We start from the raw sequence: 21,624 nt of genomic DNA, 5'->3' as shown, positions 1-21,624 counted from the left end.
GTGGGAACCGGGTAGATTCCGGCTCCCACCCGGGAAAGGGAGAATTAGGACGCGCGGCGGCGGGCTACCACCACAGCACCAGCAGCCAGCAGGGCGGCACCCACAGCAACAAGGGCACCGACTGAAGCACCGGTGTTCGCCAGCTTGCTACCCTGGGCGGCAGCGCGGGCAGCCTCAGCCTTCCGCTCTGCCTCAGCGTTGAGGGCATCGCAGTTAGCGCCATTCTGAGAGACATACTGGGTCTTCTCAATAGTCTGGGAAGCGCCGGTGACGGTCTTTGAACCCAGGGTGCCGGTGAAGCTGATGGGATCAAGGGCCATACCTGCTGAGTAGAAGCCAGCGAAGGCAACTTCGCCCTCAGCAGTTAGGGTGGCAGAAGCACCGCTGACGCTAATGCTGGATCCGTTAACAGTCAGGCCAGCCAAATCGACATTGGCGAAGGGCACCTCACCGTGGTGGGTTGTCTGCCCCTTCATGTCATTAGAACTTACGGTCAGGTAGAGGGTGCCGGTTGAGCCGTTGATCTCAAGGCGGGGGTTAGCCATCAGAGTGTTCAAGGTACCGCCGTGGCCGGTGAAACGCACCGAACCGGTAAAGGAGATGCTGCCCTTGCCGTTGGAGTAGGTGCCACTACCGTTTGCCCAGTTAAAGGTGCTGTTGGAGTAAGTTGTGTCGCTGAGTTCCCAACTGCCCTTAGCGATACCACCGCCGATATAGTTACGGAAGGAGGAACGCACACCCCAGTCGAAAGTAGCAGCTGAGACGGTCCCGTCAGCCTGGGTAGTGGTTGCACCGGCAACTGTCTCAGTGACGGTTACCGGAACACACTGGGGTGCCGGGTCAGCAGGGTTGGTGGAGGGCTGGGTAGAGGGAACGACGGTCGGCTGAGCAGAAGGAGCAGCCGTCGGCTCAACAGAAGGCTGGGCTGAGGGAGCGACGGTCGGCTCGGCAGTGGGCTGGGTAGTCGGCTCAGCCGACGGGCTCGGGGCGGGGGTCTCACTCGGGGCAGGAGCCGGAGTCTCGCTGGGAGCCGGGGCGGGCGCGTCCTCAACTACCGGAGCAGCCACGCGCAGGTAGAGGGGGTCAAACTCCAGGCCCGCAGCGTAACGGGAGCCAAAAATGCTTGCTGCGTGCTCTGTGGCATAGGTGGTGACACCGCTCAGGAGCAGGTTGCCCTCGGCGTCGGTGGTCAGGGCGCTCGCGTCGAAGCTGGCGATGGGCTGGTCAGTGATTTCCCCGGTGTTGGCTGAGGTGCCGGTGGCGTAGATGTAACCCTGGGCCCCATCGGTGACAACCCGGAAGCTGTGCAGATTAATGTTCAGCACCCCGCCGTGGGCCGTCAGGGAGAAGCTGCCCGGAACACTGATGGAATAGCCGGTGTCTGTTGTCTGCGCGGTCGCACCGGCGAAGACAAAGTTGTTGCCTTCAAGGCTGGTGTTTTCGCCGGGAGTAACAGCGTTCTGGGCGATCAGGTAGTTAAGGAAGGAATCCTTGATGCCCCAGGTGACGGTGCCCGCTGCATTGGTGACGCCGTCAGCGGTGGGCTCGGGCGTGGGCGCCGGGGTCTCTGCGGGCTTTTCAGCCAGGTCAGCCGAGAAAGTGAGCGGAGACAAAACCTCGCCTGCCTTGTAGAAACCGGCGAAGGCTGCTGCGCCGTCGGCGGTGAGAGTAACGGGAGCAGCAGTGGCTGATACGGTGCCGTTGCTGAAAGTGACGCCAGAAAGGTCTACGGTAGCGAAGTGGACGTTGGTGGCATCGATATCGGGGGAGCTGTTGTAGCCCTTGGACTTCACATCAGCTACCAGGGTGCCCTGGTTGCCGTTGACGACAAGTTTGAGGTTGGCGTAGGTGATATCAAGTTCACCCTTATGGGCGGTGAAATGGATGGTGCCGGGGTAGGAGATAGTGCCGTTTGCACCGGTGAACTCGCCCTCGGCCCCCTGCCAGGAGAACGTGGAGCCGTTGAAGCTGGGGCCGCCGGTTACCTCGACGCTACCACCGGCAAAAGCGCCGGTAACGTAGCGGATGAAGGAGTCCTTGAGCGACCAGGTCAGCTGGGCATTGCTGGCGACGTGAGTTGCGGACGCGGCCGCGACGGTGCTGCTGGTGGCGTCCGCTGCGTCGGCTACGGACGCGGTGGCTAGGGTCATGCCTGACAGGGTGAGTGCGGCGGTGGCTAGGAGGGCGCAGGAGCGCCGGGCGCTGTGCTGGGGAGACATGGGCATCCTCGTGAAAACTATGTGGTGTAGGGTGGGCACATTTCGTAACATGCCCTGCCTTATTAAATTTAAGGGCATGCCTAAACTAGCATTAAGGCAACCCTAATAAAAATAGGTTACAAGTACTTGACTTAATTCTTTCTTGGTGACAGTCTGTCAATAAATAGTGTTAATCTAGCCCCCAACCAAGGAGGGCCCATGACCACCGCTCTCGCCGATACCGAGCGTCCTACCTTCTCAGCCCGCCTTAAGGCAGAAACTGCTGCCCGCCACGAGCAGGCAGAACACTCCAGCTTCATGGCCGACCTGATGGGCGGCAAGCTCGACCGTAAGGCATACCGCATGCTGCTAACCCAGTACGTCTATATTTATGAGGCCCTCGAAGAAGTAGCAGCCGGCTTCCGCGCCCACCCCAACCCCATCACCGAACCCTTCGTGCTCGAGGGCCTTGACCGGCTTGCTTCTATCAAGGCTGACCTAGCTGAACTGGGCGGCCCCACCAGTGACCAGCCGCTACCGGCAACCGCTGACTATGCGGCAGCTATCCGGGCGACGGCGTCCGCCCCCGAACGCTTCTTGGCCCACCACTACCTGCGCTACCTGGGCGACCTGTCGGGCGGGCAGGCTGTGGCTGCCCTGGTCGCCCGGCACTACGGTGTGCCCGCTGAGGCTCTGAGCATGTACCGATTTGAGGCGCTCCCGAAGCCCAAGGTATTCAAGGACTCCTACCGGGGTCTTCTGGACGATGCCCCGCTGACGGACGCCCAGCGTGACGCCCTGGTTGATGAGGCCCTAGCTGGGTTTGATTACAACACCCGTGTGTTTGCGCAGCTGGGTGAGAGCCTAGCCTCATAGGTGTGTAGCTAGGGGCCTCCATGCTGTGTGCAGGGTTCTTGGGCTGTGTGCAGGGTTTTCTCTGCACACAGCCCAAGAACCCTGCACGGGACTAGAGGGACTAGAGCAAAAGGACGCCTGCCCCGGCTTGCGTGAGCCGGAGCAGGCGTCCTTGGGTGCGCTCTGGGTGTTGCTGAGCGGTAATGGTGTGGGTTAGGCGGCTAGCTCCTTGGGGGCGCGGTTCTTAAGGGCTGCTACCGCAATGAGGGCCAGACCGATGGCTACCAGCCAGAAGAAGGCGCCGGTGTTGGAGTTCAGCCAAGCCTCGCCTGCATAGAGGATGTCGCGTGCTCCCTGCCCTGCGAAACGGGCGGGAATCCAGGGGTAAATCCACTCGCTCCAGAAGGCCGGCAGGAACTGGCGGGGGATGCTGAGGTTCGCAGTGCCCAGCAGCATGGTGAGGGCCGATAGGGCCACGCCCTTAGTGCCCAGTAGGTCAAGGAAGCCGGTGGTCAGGGCAATATAACCAGCAGATAGGGCGCTCAAGAAGAGGGCCAGTTCTGTGAAGGGCAGCTCAAAGCCAGTAATAGACTGCACTAGCCAGGTTGCGCCGAAGCCAACCAGCAGTGCTGCTGCGGCCCCATAAACTACCTGCAGACCAGCGTTCACCCAAGCTGTGGTGCCGCGAGCCTTAGAAACGGAGTGGGATCCGGCAAGCAGGATGGACGACACCAGTGAACTGATGAAGGTGCCAATAAAGAGCATCATGGGGGCGAAGCTGCCAGCAAAACCCCACTCGGTGGGAATCTTGTTTATGGTGGTCACATTGATAGCCACCGGCGAGTTCTGGCTCATGGCGGTCAGGGCGTTGGTTGCGGTTTGCACGCCCATCATAGTCTTGGACTGGTCTACGGTAGCGGTAAGTGCGGACGCCTCGCCGCCTCCAGCCTGTGCTGCTGCGGCAGCCTGAGAGAAGTCAGCTGGAATTTCAAGAACGGCGTAGTAGCCCTCGTCCTCAAGGAGTTCCTCGGCCGACTGGCCGCTAGTGACCAGGGTGAAGTCAAGAACCTGCTGGTCAGCGGAGGTGAGATTTTCAACTGCCTGGGCTCCGGCGTTGATGGTTTCACCAGTCGGTAGGGTGATACCTGAATCTGCATTGACGATAGCTACCGGCAGGTTTTCTGCCTTAGCTCCCAGCATGGGGGTCACTATGAGGTCGGCGACCAGCAGGCCGATAATCGGGGCGAGAAGGGGGAGAATCCAGCGTTTGGGGCTGGAGGTTTGGGTGTGTGAGTCAGTGGCGACTGTTGAGCCTGCCATGTCTGTGCCTTTCTAATGCAACAACTTGTTGTATTTAATCCTAAAATCACCCCGCCCGGGCTAAATTAGACTTAGTACAACACTTTGTTGCATTTTTTAGGAGGAGACCATGGCCCGTCCTCGCAAAGACTCAGCCCAACCCGGCGCCCGTCAGCGCATCACCGAAGCCTACTGGGCACTAGCAGCTGAGCGAGCCTTCCCCGACATCGCCGTCGACCAGATTCTCAAACGTGCTGGGTGTAACCGCACCACCTTCTATTACCACTTTGAAAACCTCGCCGCGGTGCGCGCTGAAGCAGAAAACCAGCGGCTGACTACCGAAAAGTTCCGCGGTATCGTGCGGCTTATCGCGAGCCACGATTTGAGCAGTAGCACGGTGCGGGCCTTCTACGATGAGAACCTTGACCTTATCCGCTACCTAGCCCGCCAGCTGGCAAGTAGCCCCCAGGCTGAAGCCTCTGACAGATTCAGGGCCACCGTGCGCGCTATGTGGATTGAACAGGGGCTATTGCGCGGTGACGGTAGCGACCCCGACCTGCTCCTAGTCACCCACACCTTCCTTATCAACGGGCTGCTGGGGTCTATCGCTTCACTCGCTGATTTGAGCGAGGACGAGTTCTTTGTGCGCCTTGATAGCTTCTCCCAGCTCTACAGCACAATCGTGATGAACGTGCTCGCGGACGTCCTGCCCAACAGTGCCCTGGAAGCGCTGGGGGAAGGAGCATAGGTCTGGGCAGGTTTCTTGGGCTGTGTGCAGGGTTTTCTCTGCACACAGCCCAAGAACCCTGCACAGGGTTAAGAAAGAAGGACGCTCCCCGGGTCGGTAACTGCCACGCTAACGCACCCGACTTATCCACAGGCCTGGCTGCTATATGACCTGTTTGTGAACCAAAAGAGCCTGCGATGTTCACACCCCTTGCAAGAGGTGAACGGGGTCGGTGACACTGCCCTTATGAATGATGTTGCAGAGATTTACCAGCAGGTGCGCTGCCTTAAAGATTTACAAGATATCGGTGTAAGCCCCTCTGTAGCTTCGACCCGTTTTAGGTCTGGTTACTACACCAAAATCAAGCAGGGGATCTATATTGAGACCTCTATATGGAACCAGTGGGGCACTCGCCAGAGATGCATAGCCCACCACGCTGCGCATATCAAAACGGTGCCGAGCGGGGTGCTGAGTCACCAGTCGGCTGCGCTTTGGTTAGGAGCTCCGCTCCTAACCCTACCTCACAAGGTGCATATGAGTTTTGCGTCAGCTTCTGTACAGCACCGCCCTTCAGTAACAGCGCATCGCGGACGCACGGACGTAGTTCGCGAGGCTCAGCTGGTAGTAGGGGCTTCTGTTGCTGCTCCGGGGCAAACTCTGCGCGATGTGGCCTTATCTCTACCTCGCGTTGAGGCGCTGGTGATTGGTGATTATTTTCTGCGGCAGGGTGTTATATCTGTAGCGTCGGCACGTGCTGCTCTGGCTGAGGCGGGTGGAGCTGCGCTTGCCGTGGGGCAGAGACTGAGCGCTTTAGCAGATTCTCCGGCTGAGACAATCGCGCGCGACCTTATCTATGAGTGGAATCTGCCTCTACCTCAGGAGCAGTTCGAGGTATTCACCCACTATGGACGTGTCTATCGTGCTGACTTCGCTTGGCCTGAGTTGGGGGTCATTCTTGAGGTCGACGGTGAGGTGAAGTATTCGGGAGTCTATGGCCGCGCTGACGACGTAGTTCAGGCGGAACATCGACGGCATCGCGAATTAGAGATGGCTGGCTGGAAGGTGGTGCGTACGCGCTGGAAGGAGCTGATGTCGCACCCTGCTACTCTCCGGCAGCGGCTGTGGGAGACCGGTGTCTGGTGAGCCAGACTGGAGGTGTGCAGGTTTCTTGGGCTGTGTGCAGGGTTTTCTCTGCACACAGCCCAAGAACCCTGCACAGGCTAAGACAGAAGGACGCCGCCACGCACCTGCCTGCCCGAAGGCAGGGGAGGGGCGCGGCGGCGTCCTTACACCGTGTAGCTAGAGGCTAGCTGGGGGCAACCTCGCCGAAGTGGCGGGCGAGGGTGCCCTCGTGAGCCTCGCGCAGCTCGTCCAGGTCGATAGCGACCTCACCCTGAATATCCAGGGCGTTAGAGGCGGCATCGACCACGCCGATGCGGGCGAAGGGGTAGTCGCGGGCGGTGCACATGTCCTTGAAGCGAACTTCCTCGGAGCGGGGCACAGACACAACCACGCGGCCCAGGGACTCAGAGAAGAGCAGGGTGAAGAGGTCGATACCGTCGCGCTCAGCAACCTCACCCAGGCCAACGCGGGCACCGACGCCAAAGCGCAGGCAGCCCTCAACCAGGGCAGCAGCCAGGCCGCCGGCAGAGACGTCGTGGGCAGCATCAATCATGCCGTCGCGGCTCATGTTCACCAGCATGTCGCCCAGCAGCTTCTCGGCAGCCAGGTCAACCTTGGGGGGCAGGCCGCCCAGGTGGCCCTTGAAACGGGCCCACTCGGAGCCGTCCAGCTCGTCGCGGGTGGTGCCCAGCAGGTAGAGGGCCTGGCCGTCATGCTCAGGAGCCCAGCCGGAGGGGGTGCGGCGGGTGACGTCGTCCATCACGCCCATCATGGCAACCACGGGGGTGGGGTTAATGGCCTTGCCGCCGGTCTGGTTATAGAGGGAGACGTTACCGCCGGTCACGGGTACGCCCAGTTCCATACAGCCGTCAGCGATACCGCGCACGGCCTCAGCGAACTGCCACATGATGTCCGGATCCTCGGGGGAACCGAAGTTCAGGCAGTCAGAGACAGCCACGGGACGGGCGCCCACGGTAGCCACGTTGCGGTAGGCCTCAGCCAGGGACGCCCTCGCACCCTCGTAGGGGTCGAGCTTGGTGAAGCGGGGGTTAGAGTCGGTTGCCAGGGCAACGCCCAGGCCGGTCTCTTCGTCCACACGAATCACGCCGGAGTCATCGGGCATAGACAGAGCGGTGTTGCCCTGAACGTAGCGGTCGTACTGGTTAGTAATCCAGGACTTGGAGCACATGTTGGGGGCAGCCATAAAGGCCTTGATAGCCTCGCCCAGCTCAGCGCCGGTGGGGCGGGCGTCGTCCGCCTCCGAGCCGGTGAACTTGTCGGCCTGCAGGGCGTCCTGCCACTCGGGGCGGGCGTAAGGACGCTCGTAGGTGGGGCCGTCGTGAGCGACGGTCTTGGGGTCCACATCGACGATAATCTCGCCCTGCCACTCGATGGTCAGGCGGCCGGAGCCGGTGACCTCACCCAGAATGGAGTACTCGACGTCCCACTTCTTCATGATGTCTTCGAAGCGGCTCAGGTTCTCGGGGGTCACAACCGCCATCATGCGCTCCTGGGACTCAGACATGAGAATCTCGCCCGGGGTCAGGGTGGGGTCGCGCAGCAGAACCTTGGTCAGGTCGACGTGCATACCGCCGTCGCCGTTGGAGGCCAGCTCGGAGGTGGCGCAGGAGATACCTGCGGCGCCGAGGTCCTGAATGCCCTCAACGATGGAGTTCTTGAAGAGCTCCAGGCAGCACTCAATCAGCACCTTCTCAGCGAAGGGGTCGCCCACCTGCACAGCGGGGCGCTTGGAGGGCTTGGTGTCGTCGAAGGACTCAGAGGCCAGCACGGAAGCGCCGCCAATGCCGTCGCCACCGGTGCGGGCGCCAAAGAGAATCACCTTGTTGCCGGTACCTGAGGCGTTAGCGGTGCGGATGTCCTCGTGGCGCATGATACCCACAGCCAGGGCGTTGACCAGGGGGTTGGCCTGGTAGCACTCGTCGAACTCGACCTCGCCGCCGATGTTGGGCAGGCCCAGGGAGTTGCCGTAGCCGCCAACACCAGACACAACGCCGGGCAGGACGCGGGCGGTGTCGGGGTGGTCGATGGCACCGAAACGTAGGGGGTCCATGACGGCCACGGGGCGGGCACCCATTGAGATAATGTCACGCACGATACCGCCCACGCCGGTCGCTGCACCCTGGTAGGGCTCAACGTAGGAGGGGTGGTTGTGGGACTCAATCTTGAAGGTCACGGCCCAGCCGTTGCCAATGTTGGTCACACCGGCGTTCTCGCCGATACCGACCATGAGGTCCTTCTTCATCTCGTCGGTGACCTTGGCACCGAACTGCTTGAGGTGAACCTTGGAGGACTTGTAGGAGCAGTGCTCTGACCACATGACCGAGTACATGGCCAGCTCGGCTGCGGTGGGGCGGCGGCCGAGAATCTTCTTGATATCCTCGAACTCGTTTTCCTTCAGACCCAGCTCAGCCCAGGGCAGCTCGGTGTCGGGGGTGGCAGCGGCGTGCTCAACGGTATCGAGGTTAAACTTCTTTTCGCTCAAAATTCTTATTCCTTATGCGAGGCGTTTAGGCCGAAACCAGCTGGTTGAGTACGGAGGTGAAGACGCCCAGGCCGTCCGCGCCACCGCGCAGACCCACGGTGCCAAAACCGGAGGACGAGGGGCCGAAGCCGGGCTCGACCGCGTGCTCGGGGTGGGGCATGAGGCCCACGACGTTACCGCGCTCGTTGGCGATACCGGCGATGTCGTTGCGGGAGCCGTTGGGGTTAACGTCCACGTAGCGGAACACCACGCGTCCTTCAGCCTCAAGAGCCTCAAGGGTCTTGGCGTCGGCGACGTACTGACCGTCCTGGTTCTTGAGGGGAACCACGATGTTCTGGCCCGCTTCGAAGTCACCGGTCCAGGCAGTCTGGTTGGTCTCAACGCGCAGGGTCTGATCGCGGCAGATGAACTTGCGGTGATCGTTCTTAATCATGGAGCCGGGCAGCAGATGGGTTTCGGTCAGAATCTGGAAACCGTTGCAGATGCCGAGCACCGGCAGGGGAGCGGAACCCGAGGTTCCAGCTGCGCTAGCTGCTTCAACGACCTTGCTCATGACCGGGGCCTTCGCTGCGATAGCGCCTGCGCGCAGGTAGTCACCATACGAAAAACCGCCGGGCACAATCACAGCATCTACATCGTGTAGAGCTGCTTCATCGTGCCACAGCGGTACGGGGGTGCCACCTGCCAGGCGGACGGCGCGGGAGGCGTCGCGGTCGTCCAGGGTGCCGGGGAAGGTGATGACGCCAACGCGCACATCGGCCAGGGCAGGGTTGGGAGTGGGCTGGGAGAAGTCGCCCACCAGGGGCACTTCGGTTGCTGCGAGGGATTCTGCCACGTCTTTTAGTCCTCCAGAGCTTCGACGTTGACGACGTCTTCAATCACGGGGTTAGACAGCAGCTCTTCAGCTGCCTGGCGGGCCTGCGCGAGCAGTTCTTCGGTGACTTCACCATCAACGGTTAGTTCAAAACGCTTACCCTGACGAACATCGGTGAAGTTATTCAGACCGATACGGGGAAGCTCGTGAGCGATAGCCTTGCCCTGGGGGTCGAGGATTTCGGGCTTGAGCATAACGTCAACAACAATACGGGCCATGAATGGGCACTCCTTGGGTGCTGGAATCTATATAGAGCCAGGTCTCATTTTACCGGGTTGGGGCACCGCATGCGCCAAAGTGAGACGGTGGGGCGCGGGGCTTTTCTGCGGCGTCCGGTCATGACGAGCGTGCGTTATATCGCTGAGCGTGCGCCCGGCAACCGCACGCTCGGCGATATGGCGCACGCTCGCTGCTGACGAGTAGATATTGGGAAAATAAACCGTGATTTTCTATATAAACAGCTTAATGGGAAAATTGAGGTGCATTTTCTCAAGAGAGACTCGCAGGAGGAAACATGCAGGGTTGGCCATCTCTTACATATACAGAGCGATTGTGGGTGCACCGTGACTCCTTGGCCTCTCGTCGGAGCCAGCGGAAAAATCGAGGTACTTTTCAGGTGCCGCACGTTCCGCATATTTCTGAGGCTCCTGTGAGGCTCAGTGCAGATGTGCTGGCTAGCGCATCTGCGGCATCAGTGGCTATGACAAGGTTCGATCATGAACAGGCATCATTTGCTCACTTCCCGTTCGCTACGGTGCTTTTGCGCGGAGAATCTGCCACAAGTTCACAGATTGAAAATCTGACGGTAAATGCTCGAAAACTCTCGCTTGCTGCACTTGGTGCGCCGGTAGGGGGTAATGCCGAACTTGTCGCCCGCAACGTCCGCGCCATGAAAGCTGCAATCGACGTTGCCCACGAACTCAGCATCGACGCTTTGCTGACTATGCACGAGGAGCTTACAGCGGGTGTTCAAGGTGATGCCGGTGAGCTGAGAAAAGAATGGGTGTGGATTGGGGGAGAATCCCCTGTCACAGCCAGGTACGTAGCACCTGCCTGGGAGGATGTGCCTGGGTTGCTTGAAGACCTCGTTGTCTTTTTGGGGCGCCGGGACCTTGATCCTACCGTGCAGGCGGCTCTTGCTCATGCCCAATTTGAAACTATTCACCCTTTTACAGATGGGAATGGGCGTACCGGGAGAGCGCTCATCTCATCTCTGCTAAAGGCGCGCGGAGTGACGCAGTATGTGGTGGTTCCCCTGTCGAGCGGTTTGCTTTATGACCTTGAGGGGTATGTTTCTGCCCTGGAGGCGTATAGGCGCGGGGATATAGAGCCCATCATCCTGTGTTTTGTGGATGCCATTGAATCATCGCTGGCTAATACTCGTTTGCTTGCCCAGGATATTGAACAGTTTTATGAGCAGATTCTTGCCTCGCGTCCGAGAGTGACTGAAGCGGTGCGTAGGGTGGCAAGGTTCTGCTGCTCAGAGCCAGCTTTCACGGCTGGAATGCTAGAAGAATACGCGGGGGTGGCTAGATCTACCACCTATCGCATTATTGATTCCCTGGTAGAAACCGGTATCTTGCGGCGGGAGCAGAAAGTGCGCGGGCAAAATGCCTGGTCTGCCCCTGCCTTGACGGAAGCGCTTGACGCGTTTGCCCAGCGGGCGGGCCGTCGGCGTTTTGTTTAGTCCTGAACGGCCAGGAGCGCCTGCGCTGCCTGCAGGTTGGCTAGGGCGAGGGTTTTGTTGGTTCGGGCTAGGGCCAGGGCTGAGATGGTGAGGGCAACCAGGGTGCGGGCTTGACCGTCCGCTTCGGCCTCGGTGAGGTGCGGACGCGCCCTGCCCAGCCCCGCACGGAAGGCGGCAAACAACTCGTCGTAGTAGCCGCTGACGGCTGCGCTGACCACTGGGTCGGTGCCCACCGGGGCGTTAGCTGCCGCTATGAGCAGGCAGCCGGGGTGGCTATCGGCAGAGCTGATGGAACTGGTGAGGGTCGCAAAGTAGTCGTTGAGGGCATCGGGCTTCGCGTCACCGCTGGTGATGCGGGCAAGGAGCGGACGGACGCTTTCTGCCAGGTAGTTCTCTACCACCTCGTCAAAAAGCCCCTTTTTCGACTCGAAGGCGTGGTAGAGACTGGAGCGCTTGAGGCCGGTTGCCTGTTCAAGGTCGGGGATTGAGGTTGCCTCGTAGCCCCGGTCCCAAAAGACGCCGCGAGCTGCCCTGACGGCGTCCGCTCGGTCGAAGGTTGCTGTGCGCCCCATGGTGTGCCTCGTTTCATAGCTAAAAAAATTGTGTACTGACCATTCTAGTATATATTGGAATAAGCGTTACAAAAACCTATGAAAGGATATCCCCTTGACCATCGCCGGTATCATCGCCCTACTGCTCGCCGTCGCCCTGCACGTTTTTATCTTCTACCTCGAATCCTTCGCCTGGACCACCCGAGCCCTGCCAGTCTTCGGCATGAGCCGTGAATCAGCCGAACAGACCAAGGAAATGGCCTACAACCAGGGCTTCTACAACCTCTTCCTGGCAATCATCGCCGCTGCCGGTGCCGTGGCCCACTTCGCCGGTGCCCCCGCCGTGGGCCTAGCCCTCATGCTCGCCGGTACCGGGTCAATGCTGGCCGCCGCAGCCGTCCTCTTCATCACCTCACCCGACAAGCGCTCCGCCGCCATGAAACAGGGTGCCTTCCCGCTGCTCGCCGTCATCTTGATCGCTCTTGGCGCAGTCCTTTAACAAAAGTCGCCCACAGGCGTAGAACTGGTTAAACAGCGTTCGAAAGGAAAAATCATGACACAAGCACGTGAAATCCGCCTTGCCTCCCGCCCCAGCGGCTGGCCTACCTCCGACAACTTTGACTTTGCCACCGTTACCCTGTCTGAGCTCGCTGATGGCCAGGTACGCGTTAAAAACGAGTTCATCTCGGTTGACCCCTACATGCGCGGACGCATGAACGACGCTAAGAGCTACGTAGCCCCCTACAACCTGGGCGAACGTATTACCGGCGGGGCCGTCGGACGCGTTGTTGAATCGCACGATGAAAGCCTGCCCGTAGGTACCCTGGTCTCGCACCAGCAGGGCTGGGCAGACTACGCCCAAGGCGCCGCTCGCGAGTTTACCGCCCTGCCGGAACTGCCTGCCGGGGCGCCGTCCTCGCTTTACCTTGGCATGCTGGGCATGACGGCAATGACCGCCTACGCAGGCCTGACCCGCATCGCCCACCTGAAAGAAGGCGACGTCGTGTTCGTCTCTGGCGCAGCGGGTGCCGTGGGCACCGCCGTCGGGCAGATCGCCCGCCTACTCGGCGCCTCCCGCGTTGTCGGCAGCGCTGGATCGGCTGAGAAGGTTGAGCTGCTGACCAGTAAATACGGCTACGATACAGCCCTCAATTACAAGGAGGCCCCCGTGCGGCAGGCCCTGCCCGAGCTGGTTCCAGATGGCGTAGACGTCTACTTCGACAACGTCGGCGGCGACCACCTCGAAGCCGCTCTCGACGTGATGAACCGCGGTGGCCGCCTGGCGCTCTGCGGCGCGATCTCTGCCTACAACACCAACGAGACCGCCCCCGGCCCCGACAACATGACCAACATGGTCAAGCAGGGCCTGACCATGCAGGGCTTCACCCTGGGGGAGTACCTGGACGTCGCCCCCGAGTTCCGCGAAAAGATGGGCCGCTGGTTTGCCGACGGCAAGATCGCCTATGACGAGACCGTCTACGAGGGGCTCGACTCCACCATCGAAGCCTTCATCGCCATGATGCAGGGTGCTAACACCGGCAAGATGGTGGTCAAGCTCTAGGCTCCGGCAAGCTGAACACGCTGAAAGGGGACCGCAAAACCTAAAAGGGACCGCATACTACGCGGTCCCTTTTAAGTTTTCAGGTCCCCTCGCGGTCGAGAGGCAACCCGTGCCCACAGGCTTAGACGCACTCGATAGCATTGAGCAACCTCTGCCGCAGGGCCACAGACCGGTCGGCGAAGAGCCTTTGCTGGCGCACGTACTCGGCCTTACCCTCAGGGGTTTCAATGGCAACCGGCTCATAACCCCAGTCCTTTAGGTCGTAGGGGGCGGCTTTCATGTCGAGTTCGCGCACGTCCCAGGCCAGTTCGAAGCAGTCCATGACCAGGTGCGAGGGTATCAGGGGTAGGAGTTTGTAGGCCCACTTGTAGATATCCATGTTGGCGTGCAGGCAGGCTGGCTGCTCTAGGTTGCGCTGTTGCTCGCGCGTGGGCTGTAGCTCGTTCATGGGCACCGCCTGGGGCATGAAGAACCGGAAGGCATCGAAGTGGGAGCACCTAATTTTATGGCTCTCAACCACCCGGTCGGTGCCCTCTGCCCCCAGGCGCAGTTCTAGGTAGTCGTGGCGGATGTTATTCTCCACCGACTTATAGGCCATAGCCCACTCGTGCAGGCCAAAACAGCCAAAGAAACCGGGCTTGGCCGCGGTTTTGCCCAGGATAATCCGCGCAAAATCAATGGCTGAGGCGCGGGCCTCAGCAAACTTTTCGGTATCGACAAGGACGCTGGTGCCCGCCTGCGCCGCCGCAGCGGCTTCGGCAGGTGGTAGGCCTGCCTCTTCTAGCTCCTGCTGGGTAGCGGCCCGGTAGAACTTCCAGTCTGCCCGCTCACCGGCGTCCTGCAGAATAACCCCCGCACCGGGGTGCCAGCGCATAAACTGCCCGGGCTTGAGGGTGTAGTAGGTGAAGAGGAAGTCTTCAACGGGGTGGGCTTGGCCGCGCTCGCGGCGGCGTGCGAAGGGCAGGGCGTAGCGGCCGGAGCGTTCTTCATGGGCGCGCGCGAGTGCACGCCAATCGTCCGGGGCGAGGAGGGTGAGGGGCATGGGGTCTATTCTAACGGCCCTTCATCCCGCGCTAGAAAAACATCCCTTCCTTTCCCTGCCACCTCAGATAAGTCAAGGACGAAAGAGAAAGGAGAGCACGGAGCAAAAACAATATGCAACATCAAGTCTTCAGAAAAAGGGTTATTTATAAGGGGTAGGTATGCCAGACCCACAGTGACTGTGGGTCTGGCATACCTTATAGATAATAATCTTTAAGTTTCATGCTTCACAGAAAGGACTGTTGCTAAAGTTGTAGAAACTCCGGTGACTGTTACGAGAATAAGGATGATGTACTTGTTAAAGGCAGTCGGATCAATAAAATACCATACCCCATAGAACAAAAGTGGAAGAGCAGATAATAAAGATATCCAGCGTAGTATATTTTTCATTTTATATTTTCCTTGATGGGCTACTGGTAAGATTTTATCTACCGAGGTGTGCACCAGACGGCTGTGCTGTGAGCCCGATGAATATTAATTCCTCGCTGGTTCCAGTTGCAAATTAAAGATGCGGCCGAGACAACCGCGAAAGCTGCTGCAAATCCACCTGCCACTACTGCTCCTACACCAGTTACCGAGGTAATGAATACTGCTACGGTAGAAATTGCTGCACCGCCAGCGAGTAGTGCTGAGAGTCTGTATGAGTTTATGTTATTTAACCAGAGCGTCTGACCCCACCAGTGGAAGATAACGCCACCGCCAGCTGACTGAATTTCATTTCCAGTAGCCTTCGCATGCTGGGGGAGATTGGATAGCGCTTCGCGGCGTTCTTGATTGGATTTGGTGAGAATCTGCTGCAAAATCGCCTTATCTGCGGGGGAAAGATTTGAATCGCTCCTGATTGAGAAATCTCCCATCAGCCCAGTGGTAACATGTCGGTCGTAGCGGTTAATTTGTTCGTCTGAGATGTCGGTAAGGCGAGTGTCGGCCGTTGTTGCGATTGTGCTGGTGGATTCTACCGCATTAGCGCTTGTGAATCCTCCCCCGGATAGTAGACCTGCAAGAATCAGCGTGGTTGCCAGGGTTTTCTGAGTGGTTGTAGCTTTCATAGCCTACTCCTTTAGTGCTTGACCAGCCGGTTGGCTGAATTTGGGGGTAAAGAAGATGTGATGTATGCCGATACTATACCGGTCTATGTATTCTCGACAAGTCTTTAGATAAAAATGCAGAAAATATTTTTTGCACATCCTAGAAGTGGGCAAAAGCCGAGCCCCGGGCCAGCAGCGTGGTGCTGCCAGCCCGGGGCCCGAGCGTCCTCGCGGACAAACCTAGTTCACAACCTAGCGGCCGGTACCACCGTAAACGGTAGCCTCACCCTCGGTATCAAGGTCAAAAGCTGAGTGCACAGCGCGCACCGCCTCATCAAGCTTCTCAATATCGGTGATAACCGAAATACGAATCTCAGAGGTAGAAATCATTTCGATATTCACACCGGCGGTGCTCAGCGCATCAAAGAACTTAAAGGACACGCCGGGGTTAGACTTCATACCCGCACCCACCAGCGACAGCTTACCGATGGACTCGTTGTACTGGACCTCTTCAAAGCCCAGCTCAGCCTTCTTAGCTTCAAGCGCAGCCAGAGCGGCAGCGCCCTGGTCCTGGGGCAGAGTGAAGGAGATATCGGTGACGTCGGGGCGGTCGGTTGAGACGTTCTGAACAATCATGTCGAGGTTCACGTTGGTCTCATTGAGAATACCGAACACCTTGGCCGCGGAACCGGGCACGTCGGGTACACCAATAACGGTGACCTTAGCCTGGCTACGGTCGTGGGCGACGCCCGAGACGAGGGGCTGTTCCAAGGGGATCTCCTTCAAATTAGTTTCCATACCCTCATTGTCGGGGATAACGAGAGTGCCTTCAAGCTGTGAGAACGAAGAGCGAACATGCAGCTTCAGGTTGAAACGGCGCGCGTACTCCACCGAACGCAGGTGCAGAATCTTGGCGCCATTAGCAGCCATCTCAAGCATTTCTTCGCTCGTAACGGTATCGAGCTTGTGGGCGGACGGCACGATACGCGGGTCAGCGGTGAACACACCATCAACGTCTGAATAAATCTCACAGACATCAGCATTCAGGGCTGCCGCCAGGGCAACCGCGGTGGTGTCTGAGCCGCCACGGCCCAGGGTGGTGATGTCGCGGGTCTGGCGGTTCATGCCCTGGAAGCCTGCGACAACGGCGACGTAGCCTTCATCAAGGGCAGTGCGAATACGCTCGGGGTTAACCTCAACCAGGCGGGCAGAACCGTGCACGCCGTCGGTAATCATGCCGGCCTGGGAGCCGGTGAAGGACTGGGCGCGGCCGCCCATGTTGTTAATAGCCAGGGCCAGGACGGACATAGAAATTCGCTCGCCGGCGCTCAGCAGCATATCGAGTTCACGCGAGGGGCCGGCGTTGGGGGTTACTTCAGCCGCAAGGTCGAGCAGTTCATCGGTGGTGTCGCCCATTGCTGAGACCACCACGACGACCTCGTTGCCAGCCTTCTGCGTGTCCACAATACGGCGAGCTACACGCTTAATACCCTCGGCATCAGAAACCGAGGACCCACCGAACTTTTGGACAATCAGGCTCATTGAAACTTCTCCAGTACAAAGGTGTTGAAGGTGCCGGGCATTTTCCGGCCTAAATCTATCGTAGGGGTGGGCGTGGCACTTGAACGATTTTTGCTCAAATGACGGGAATATAACGTGTGTGACGCTAAATTACAGACCCAAGGTTTTTTAGGTCCAAGGGTTCACGTAGGTCTTACCCGGAATCGGCGGGATCTCGGGGGCAACCGTGCGCAGCGGAGTCTTCTTGAGCTCTTCCAGCTTGGCCTCGTAGGCATCGCGCAGCTCTTCTGATTGCACGCCCTCACCGGCCTCTTCAGCCTCAAAGGCGGCGGCCGCCGCGAGTTCAGCCTTCTCTTCGGCAGACAGCTCACCCGGAATACCCGCCAGCTCCTGCTCCAACAGCTCTTCGTTCAGGTCCCCCTGCTGCCCCTCAGCCGGGGAAGGCTCGCTGGGAGCTGTGGGGGCGGCGTCCGGACGCTTCCCCCCGCCCTCCTGCCCTTCGGCAGGGGAGGGGGCAGCGGCGTCCTCGCTATCAAGATCATCGAACATGGAACCAGACCAGCGGGCCCGCGGGCCCTTAGCTGCCTGCTCCGCTGCGGCCTGCTGCTCCTTGGCCTCGGTTTCTGCCTCAAGGGCGGCCTCAAAATCTTCGGCGGGGTTTGCGACCTCAGCGCGGGTGCCCTCGCTGATAATGCGGCGGCCCTCAAGGGCACGGCCCAGGGTGATTTCGTCGGCATATTCCAGGTCGCCACCCACCGGCAGGCCCGACGCCAGGCGCGACACGCGAATACCGATGGGCACCAGCAGGCGCGAGAGGTAGGTTGCGGTAGCCTCACCCTCAAGGTTGGGGTCCATGGCGAGAATCAGCTCGGTGATGCGCTCATCCGACAGGCGGGCCACCAGCTCGCGGATGCGCAGCTGTTCCGGCCCGATACCGGCCATAGGGTTAATGGACCCGCCCAGCACATGGTAGCGGCCGGTGAAAGAGCGGGTGCGCTCAACGGCCACCACGTCCTTGGACTCTTCCACCACGCACAGCACCGCCGGGTCGCGCTGCTCGTCGCGGCAGATAGCGCAGAGCTTGGTTTCAGAGACATTGCCGCAGATCTCGCAGAAGCTCACGGTCTTCTTCACACGTGCGATAGCGTCGGTGAGCTTGGCCATCTCAGAGCTTTCCGCATTCAGAATGTAGAAGGCGATACGCTGGGCTGACTTAGGGCCCACGCCGGGTAGGCGGCCCAGCTCGTCAATCAGGTTCTGGACGGCACTCTCGTACACAAAAACTCCTTGTTAGCCCTGGTGAAGGGGCTGTTCGTCAATTACTTTGCCGCCCAAAATCTTCTCAACGGCCCGCTGACCAATCAGCACGGACGACTCAAGGGCGGCGTCGTCGTCGCTGGGGGTGAAGTCCTCGGGGGCTTCTGCCGGGGCGGGGGTCTGCGCCTGCTGGACGGCCCGCTGGCCGGCCGCAATCTGCGCCGCGTGGCGTTCGCGGAACGAGAGCTTCTTACCACTGCCGGGCTGTGGGGTGGTGGCCTGCTCGGCGGCTGGCTGAACAGCTGGTTGAGCAGCTGGTTGAGCTGGGGCACCCTGCGGAGTCTTAGCCTTAAGGTAGCCGACCCCGGCGACGTACTCGGGTTCGTCCTCGGGGGCATCGTCAAAGTAGCCGCCGTCGTAGTCAGCGTACTCGTAGGCCACCGGAGGCTGGTTCTGTGTCGGTGCTTGGGCTGGCGCCTGGTTTGGGGCCTGAGCCGGTGCCTGTTCCTGGTGTTGAGCCTGGGGCATGGCGCTGTTCTCGCCCTTGGCCTCTTCTTGGAGGGCGGCGTTGTCGGCGTCCTTATGCCCCTGCTCGGCCAGGCCCTCACTGTTGGGGACGGGCTCAAGGGAAACCGCGTGCGGGCTATCCTCGTGGGGCTCCTGGGAGGCGGCTTCGGCGTCCTCTGACTCCTGGGCGGTATCGCGCGCCAGGGCAATATTCTGCTGTTCCTGGGGGCCGCGGGAGGGGTGCTGGGCCTTGGCGATCTCAACGGGGTCTGCCTCACCCTCAATCACGCGCAGACGCGGGGCTGATGGCGCCTGTTCCTCGGGGGTCTCGGCCGCATCGCCACTGGGGATAGCTGCTACCGACCAGGAGGTGACGGGGTTGTTCCAGTCATCGGGGCTCCACGAGGGAGGCTCCGGTGAGCGGGGCTGGCCGTGCGCTGCCCAGGCCTGGTCGCCACCGCGCGGGCCCTCAGCGACATCGGCAGCGGGCTGCCTGTTCGCAGCCTGAGGCGCGGGGGTCGGGCTTCCGCCTGACGGGCCGGAGCCGCCGGGGCCGCCGGGACGTCCGCCACTAGGGCGCCCACCGCCGGGGTTATCGCCGCCGTCGCCGGGCTTCTTGATTTCACCGCGCAGCTGCACCTGCAGACCCAGCACCTGGAAGAGAGCCTGCTGAAGCTGGGGCAGGTACTCCTTGACGGCCTTAAGTACGGGCAGCTCGGCCCGCAGGAAGAGGGCCCCGTTTTCAAACTTGGACGGCTCACACAGGGCAAACTGAGCCCGGGCAAAGGGGGCAGGCACCTTAGCCACTACATCGGTCCAGGAGTTCGCCACCATATCGACCGTGTTTTCACCGGGCACCGGACGCGCTGGGCTCTGAGGAGCGGACGCCTGCTGCCCGGTCTGGACAGGCTGGGCGCTCTGGGGAGATTGGGCAGACTGCTGCGGCCCACCGAGCGGCGGAACGCCCCGGCCTGCTAGCGGGGCACCGCTCAAGGGAGTGCCCGCTAAAGGAGCCCCAGCCAAAGGGGCACCGGACGTACCGGGCGTACCGGCTAGAGGCGCGCCGCCCGACTGGGCAGGAGCCTGAGGTTGCTGAACTGGCTGGCCCTGCTGGCTGGGCTGGTCTTGACGTTGGGGCTGAGCCTGCTGCTGAGATTGAGCCTGCTGAGCAGGGGCTTGACCTTCGACGCCACCCTGCTGGGCTAGCTGCTGCCGGGCGCGTGCCAGGGGGCTGGCGGCGTCCGCACCGGTGCCAGACGCGGAACCTGCGGGTGCAGAATGACCGCCCGCGGGCGCAGGGAACTGCCCCGACGCCAGCTTGCGCTCAAGCCGATCAAGGCGGGCAGCTAGGTTGCCGACGCCCTGCTCCCCGGCAGCCAGCAGAATGCGGGCGCAGAGTAGCTCCAGGTGAAGCTGGGGGTTCATTGCCCCGCTCATCTCGTTCAGGGCTTCATTGGTGACGTCCGCAGCCCGCGACAGCTCAGCAGAACCCAGCTGCTCAGCCTGGGCGCGCATACGGTCGAGCTGGTCAGCGGCAAGGCCGCGCAGAATCGAGCCCGCTGAGTCGGGCACGGCCTTCACAATAATGAGGTCGCGGAAGCGCTCGAGCAGGTCCTCTACAAAACGGCGGGGGTCCTGGCCTGTCTGAATCACCCTATCGACCGACGCGAAAACCTCGGCGGCAGAGCCAGAAGCAAAAGCATCGACAACCTCGTCGAGCAACTCGCCGTGGGTAAAGCCCAGCAGGGCAACAGCCAGGTCGTAGGAGATGCCCTGCTCGTCAGAGGCACCCGCCATGAGCTGGTCAAGGATCGACAGCGAGTCACGCACTGAACCGCCACCGGCGCGGACGACCAGCGGCAGCACACCGTCGGCAACCTTAACACCCTCTTCGGCGCAGAGCTTAGCCAGGTAGTCCCCCAGGATCTGCGGGGGCACCAGGCGGAAGGGGTAGTGGTGGGTACGCGAACGAATAGTGCCGAGCACCTTGTTAGGCTCGGTGGTCGCAAAAATAAACTTAATGTGCGCCGGGGGCTCTTCCACGATCTTGAGCAGAGCGTTGAAGCCCTCGCGGGTGACCATGTGAGCCTCGTCGATAATGAAAATCTTGTAGCGGTCACGCACCGGCGCAAAAGTAGCGCGTTCACGCAGGTCACGGGCGTGATCCACACCGCCGTGGCTAGCGGCGTCCATCTCAATCACATCGAGGGAACCACCACCGTCGCGGGAAAGCTCCTTACAGGACTCGCACACACCACAGGGAGTAGGCGTAGGGCCCTGGGCACAGTTGAGGCAACGCGCCAAAATACGCGCCGAGGTGGTCTTGCCACACCCGCGCGGACCCGAGAACAGGTAAGCGTGATTGACCCTGTTCTTCTCAAGGGCAGTCATGAGAGGTTCGGTGACATGCTCCTGCCCGATAACGTCGGCAAACGACTCAGGGCGATAACGGCGATACAGCGCAGTGCTCACAATAAACCTTCGGTTGAGTGCAGAAAAACTGAGCCCGGCCCAGGGAGAAAAGCAGAGAGAAAGAATCAGGCGCTCGCCGCCCCGGGTGTGCTGGTTAACAGTGTAGTGGGGGTGGCTGACGTTTTAAGAACCGTGCGCGAAAGGCTTAAGCTGCTCCCGGCGTCCGCCCCGCTGTGCGTCAGTAGGGACCAGATTCCTCCCGAAATCCCTAACGCCCACACATACTATTGTGATTTTTCTGGTCCCTAGTGGGGAGGCTGGCAGATTTGGGCAAAATAAAGACCCCCTACGCACCCGTCAGAGCCCAGATACCCTTGCTGCCTTCCGGCCCTGGGGGAGTTTTCCAAGATGACGCCACGTAAGGGGCTCCAATAACTGTACCCTAAGCCGCCGCGAAAAACAAAGGACGGTAGAGAGAGCT

17 protein-coding genes and 1 other RNA gene are annotated in these 21,624 nt (G+C 60.5%); 6 read left to right on the top strand and 12 right to left on the bottom strand.

The genetic code is table 11. The features are described from left to right. Positions 1 to 44: 44 nt before the first annotated feature. Complete coding sequence (locus ACED88_RS07180; RefSeq protein WP_449109181.1) at positions 45 to 2,219, bottom strand: HtaA domain-containing protein; 2,175 nt, start codon at positions 2,217 to 2,219, stop codon at positions 45 to 47. A gap of 198 nt (positions 2,220 to 2,417) precedes the next feature. Between ACED88_RS07180 and ACED88_RS07175 the strand changes: the two genes are divergently transcribed. Continuing rightward, entirely contained in the window at positions 2,418 to 3,074 is a 657-nt protein-coding gene (locus ACED88_RS07175; RefSeq protein WP_449109180.1) for a biliverdin-producing heme oxygenase, read from the top strand. A gap of 192 nt (positions 3,075 to 3,266) precedes the next feature. Here the strand turns inward: ACED88_RS07175 and ACED88_RS07170 are convergent, their stop codons facing one another. After that, on the bottom strand, positions 3,267 to 4,373 hold the full coding sequence (locus tag ACED88_RS07170; RefSeq protein ID WP_449109179.1) for a YhgE/Pip domain-containing protein: 1,107 nt from the start codon (positions 4,371 to 4,373) through the stop codon (positions 3,267 to 3,269). A gap of 109 nt (positions 4,374 to 4,482) precedes the next feature. Between ACED88_RS07170 and ACED88_RS07165 the strand changes: the two genes are divergently transcribed. Both ACED88_RS07165 and ACED88_RS07160 read left to right on the top strand, forming a co-directional pair. Continuing rightward, positions 4,483 to 5,100 carry a TetR/AcrR family transcriptional regulator gene (locus tag ACED88_RS07165; protein ID WP_431463626.1) on the top strand — a complete coding sequence of 206 codons (618 nt, stop codon included), beginning with the start codon at positions 4,483 to 4,485 and terminating at the stop codon, positions 5,098 to 5,100. 225 nt (positions 5,101 to 5,325) lie between these two features. Beyond that, positions 5,326 to 6,222, top strand: coding sequence for a hypothetical protein (locus ACED88_RS07160; protein ID WP_449109178.1), 897 nt, complete (start codon positions 5,326 to 5,328; stop codon positions 6,220 to 6,222). A gap of 163 nt (positions 6,223 to 6,385) precedes the next feature. On the opposite strand, the gene purL is transcribed toward ACED88_RS07160, so the two are convergent. From purL to purS, 3 genes are read right to left on the bottom strand one after another with little or no spacing between them, the layout of a single operon-like run. After that, positions 6,386 to 8,704, bottom strand: coding sequence for a phosphoribosylformylglycinamidine synthase subunit PurL (gene purL, locus ACED88_RS07155; protein WP_449109177.1), 2,319 nt, complete (start codon positions 8,702 to 8,704; stop codon positions 6,386 to 6,388). Positions 8,705 to 8,729: 25 nt separating this feature from the next. Beyond that, the gene (purQ, locus tag ACED88_RS07150; protein ID WP_449109176.1) at positions 8,730 to 9,539 is read right to left on the bottom strand and encodes a phosphoribosylformylglycinamidine synthase subunit PurQ; all 810 of its coding nucleotides are present in this window, start codon (positions 9,537 to 9,539) and stop codon (positions 8,730 to 8,732) included. A 5-nt stretch (positions 9,540 to 9,544) separates the two neighbouring features. After that, a complete protein-coding gene (purS, locus tag ACED88_RS07145) occupies positions 9,545 to 9,796 on the bottom strand; it encodes a phosphoribosylformylglycinamidine synthase subunit PurS (protein WP_135013794.1) in 252 nt (83 codons plus the stop codon). Between the two features lie 482 nt (positions 9,797 to 10,278). Here purS and ACED88_RS07140 point away from each other — a divergent pair, with 482 nt between their 5' ends. Continuing rightward, positions 10,279 to 11,265, top strand: a complete 987-nt coding sequence (locus ACED88_RS07140) for a Fic family protein (RefSeq protein WP_449109175.1) — start codon at positions 10,279 to 10,281, stop codon at positions 11,263 to 11,265. Here ACED88_RS07140 and ACED88_RS07135 read toward each other — a convergent pair. Continuing rightward, complete coding sequence (locus ACED88_RS07135; protein WP_449109174.1) at positions 11,262 to 11,837, bottom strand: TetR/AcrR family transcriptional regulator; 576 nt, start codon at positions 11,835 to 11,837, stop codon at positions 11,262 to 11,264. The two genes, ACED88_RS07140 and ACED88_RS07135, sit on opposite strands and share 4 nt — an antisense overlap. 94 nt (positions 11,838 to 11,931) lie before the next feature. Here ACED88_RS07135 and ACED88_RS07130 point away from each other — a divergent pair, with 94 nt between their 5' ends. Together ACED88_RS07130 and ACED88_RS07125 are read left to right on the top strand one after the other, a co-directional pair. Next, positions 11,932 to 12,315, top strand: coding sequence for a DUF1304 domain-containing protein (locus ACED88_RS07130; protein ID WP_449109173.1), 384 nt, complete (start codon positions 11,932 to 11,934; stop codon positions 12,313 to 12,315). Positions 12,316 to 12,369: 54 nt separating this feature from the next. Beyond that, a complete protein-coding gene (locus ACED88_RS07125; RefSeq protein WP_449109172.1) occupies positions 12,370 to 13,377 on the top strand; it encodes an NADP-dependent oxidoreductase in 1,008 nt (335 codons plus the stop codon). Between the two features lie 121 nt (positions 13,378 to 13,498). Here ACED88_RS07125 and ACED88_RS07120 read toward each other — a convergent pair whose 3' ends face one another. The 6 genes from ACED88_RS07120 to ffs form a co-directional block, all read right to left on the bottom strand. After that, positions 13,499 to 14,419 (bottom strand): 3-methyladenine DNA glycosylase, encoded by a 921-nt coding sequence (locus ACED88_RS07120; protein WP_449109171.1) that lies wholly within the window; start codon positions 14,417 to 14,419, stop codon positions 13,499 to 13,501. A gap of 427 nt (positions 14,420 to 14,846) precedes the next feature. Next, positions 14,847 to 15,467 carry a hypothetical protein gene (locus ACED88_RS07115; protein ID WP_431463637.1) on the bottom strand — a complete coding sequence of 207 codons (621 nt, stop codon included), beginning with the start codon at positions 15,465 to 15,467 and terminating at the stop codon, positions 14,847 to 14,849. A gap of 231 nt (positions 15,468 to 15,698) precedes the next feature. Further along, positions 15,699 to 16,988 carry an aspartate kinase gene (locus tag ACED88_RS07110; RefSeq protein WP_449109170.1) on the bottom strand — a complete coding sequence of 430 codons (1,290 nt, stop codon included), beginning with the start codon at positions 16,986 to 16,988 and terminating at the stop codon, positions 15,699 to 15,701. Positions 16,989 to 17,135: 147 nt separating this feature from the next. After that, positions 17,136 to 18,245 carry a recombination mediator RecR gene (gene recR / locus ACED88_RS07105; RefSeq protein ID WP_449109169.1) on the bottom strand — a complete coding sequence of 370 codons (1,110 nt, stop codon included), beginning with the start codon at positions 18,243 to 18,245 and terminating at the stop codon, positions 17,136 to 17,138. Between the two features lie 12 nt (positions 18,246 to 18,257). After that, the gene (locus tag ACED88_RS07100) at positions 18,258 to 21,203 is read right to left on the bottom strand and encodes a DNA polymerase III subunit gamma and tau (RefSeq protein WP_449109168.1); all 2,946 of its coding nucleotides are present in this window, start codon (positions 21,201 to 21,203) and stop codon (positions 18,258 to 18,260) included. Between the two features lie 274 nt (positions 21,204 to 21,477). Then, an RNA gene (ffs, locus tag ACED88_RS07095) (signal recognition particle sRNA small type) lies at positions 21,478 to 21,574 on the bottom strand. Positions 21,575 to 21,624: the final 50 nt, after the last annotated feature.

It is taken from the genome of Rothia sp. 11273D007AR (assembly GCF_053547255.1).
Note: the sequence above shows the minus strand (reverse complement) of the source record. Positions and strands in the feature narration are given on the sequence as shown.